2 protein-coding genes are annotated in these 2,391 nt (G+C 63.5%); both read left to right on the forward strand.

Translation table 11 applies throughout. From position 1 onward, the window contains the following. Positions 1–26: 26 nt before the first annotated feature. Positions 27–887, forward strand: coding sequence for a tyrosine-type recombinase/integrase (locus XI09_RS03865; RefSeq protein ID WP_271565812.1), 861 nt, complete (start codon positions 27–29; stop codon positions 885–887). Between the two features lie 9 nt (positions 888–896). Next, the gene (locus XI09_RS03870; RefSeq protein ID WP_271565727.1) at positions 897–2,090 is read left to right on the forward strand and encodes an IS91 family transposase; all 1,194 of its coding nucleotides are present in this window, start codon (positions 897–899) and stop codon (positions 2,088–2,090) included. Positions 2,091–2,391: the final 301 nt, after the last annotated feature.

A 2,391-nucleotide genomic window follows, 5' to 3' on the forward strand; every position in this document is an offset into this window, starting at 1 on the left:
ACCCCTCTCAAGACAGGAGACCCATGATGGCTACGATGAGCCCTCTTCGGCAGCGCATGATCGAGGACATGACGGTCCGCAATCTGTCGCCGTCGACTCAACAATCCTACATCTATGCGATCGCAAAGTTTAGCCGACATTTCGGCTACGCCCCGGACCGGTTGAGTTTCGAGCAGGTCCGCGCCTACCAACTGCATCTCATCGGTCAAAAGCGTTCGTGGTCCCACATCAATCAGGTGGCCTGCGCGCTGCGGTTCTTCTACGGTGTCACACTCGGGCAGACGGAGGCATTCGAGCGGATCATCGGTGGCCAGAAGCCCGACAAGCTCCCGCTCGTGCTTAGTGCCGAAGAGATCGAGCGCTTCCTGGACGCGATTACAGGGGTGCGCAATCGCGTCGTGCTGGCGACGGCTTATGCGGCTGGCTTACGGGCTAGTGAAGTCGTCCGCCTGAAGGTGAGCTCGATCGACAGCAAACGAATGTTGATCCACATCGAGAACGGCAAGGGCGGCAGGGATCGTTACGCGATGCTTTCTCCGCGACTGCTGGAGATTCTGCGTACATACTGGATACGAGCCCGACCGGGGCTGTGGCTATTTCCAGGCCAAGACCCCAGTGAACATGTCAGCGTCCGCTGCGTCCAGGCGGCCTGCCGCGCCGCCCGCCGCCGCGCTCGGCTTGCCAAGCCGATTACTGTCCATACGCTCCGGCACTCGTTTGCGACCCATCTCCTGGAAAGCGGGATCGACATTCGCATCATTCAAGTTCTGCTCGGACATGCCGAGCTGGGATCGACCGCGCGCTACGCTCAGGTCGCGACCAATCTGCTCGCCCGCACGACCAGCCCATTCGATGGACTCTCCGTCAGGGTGATCCCACCCGACTGAGCTGCGCATATGCGCCCCGTGCTCGAGGTGGCGGACATCCTTCGCCGCCACGGCGGCGCGTTCCGTGCCGCGCAGGGTCCTCGGCTGTCCTCCGATCAGCGCCGTGCGATGGCGGCCATCGAGGCGTGTCGCACAGCGACGCTCGGCGGCCACGTCGAGCGGTGCGACGACTGCGGCCTGGTCCGCGTCGCCTATAACAGCTGTCGCGATCGGCACTGTCCAAAGTGCCAAGCGCTCGCGCGCGCCCAATGGCTCGCCGAGCGCCAGGTCGACCTGCTGCCGGTCCCCTATTTCCATGTCGTCTTCACCGTGCCGGCGCCGGTGGCCGCCATCGCGCTGCAGAACAAGGCGGTGATCTACGACATCCTGCTCAAGGCAGCAGCCGAGACGATCCGTCTCATCAGCGCCGACCCGAAGCATCTCGGTGCCGAGACCGGGATGATCGCCATTCTCCATACCTGGGGCCAGACCCTGACGCATCATCCGCATGCCCATTGCCTCGTGCCAGGCGGCGGGATCGCCCCTGATGGAAGCTGGGTTCATTGTCGCCCCGGGTTCTTCCTTCCCGTTCGCGTCCTGTCACGATTGTATCGTCGGCTATTCCTGGAGCGCCTGCAGGCGGCGTTCGTTGGCACCAAGCTCCAATTCTTCGGCCATCTCGCGCACCTCGTCGAGCCAGCGGCATTCGCCAGCCATCTAAACGCCCTCCGCAAGGTCGAGTGGGTCGTCTACGCCAAGCGTCCCTTCGGCGGACCAGAACAGGTTCTGGCCTATCTTGGGCGCTACACCCATCGCGTTGCGATCGCCAACGGCCGGCTCCTTACCTGTGACCAGGGCCACGTCCGCTTCCGGTGGAAGGATTATCGCGCTGGCAACAAATCCAAAGTGATGACACTCGACACTGAGGAGTTCCTTCGTCGCTTTCTGCTCCACATATTGCCGAAGGGGTTCCGCCGCATCCGTCACTTTGGTTTCCTGGCGAACGCCTGCCGCGCCGCCAAACTCGCGCGCATCCGAGCGGCGCTTGACGCGCCGCAGCCACCTCCGCCTGCCGAAGCTGTCAACTATCGTGAGCGCTGCGCCATCCTCCTTGGTCACCGCCTCGACTTGTGCCCCATCTGCGGAGGCCGCATGGTCGAGATTGGACTTGTGCCGCGTGCGCCGGCGCAGCGACGCGCAGCACCTCGCTGCGATACATCATGACCGACGACCTCGACTTGTCCGCTCCCACTGCACGCGCTGCCCTGCCGACGTTCTCCGTCGGAACGATCAAGCACGCTCACAACGCCCGCCGAACGGGCGATAGTCAGCCGCCTGGGCTTGACGCGCCGTTCGACGCTATCGACGGCGGCATCCTTAGCTGCCAACATCAGCGACAATCTGCGGCCACACTCGCTCGCGGGCCCGACATCGGGTCAATCGCGCCTACCGGCACCTAGATCGAGCCCCCATAGGTCCGCGCTCACAAGACGCGGCTTCGTTCAATCCAGCTTCAAATAGGTCC

This window comes from Bradyrhizobium sp. CCBAU 11386 (assembly GCF_028128955.1).
In the GTDB taxonomy this organism is placed as follows: Bacteria; Pseudomonadota; Alphaproteobacteria; order Rhizobiales; family Xanthobacteraceae; genus Bradyrhizobium.

Bases quoted from the DNA above. Each gene is read 5' to 3' on its own strand.
- XI09_RS03865 (WP_271565812.1), top strand. From the start codon at position 27: ATGGCTACGATGAGCCCTCTTCGGCAGCGCATGATCGAGGACATGACG.
- XI09_RS03870 (WP_271565727.1), top strand. From the start codon at position 897: ATGCGCCCCGTGCTCGAGGTGGCGGACATCCTTCGCCGCCACGGCGGC.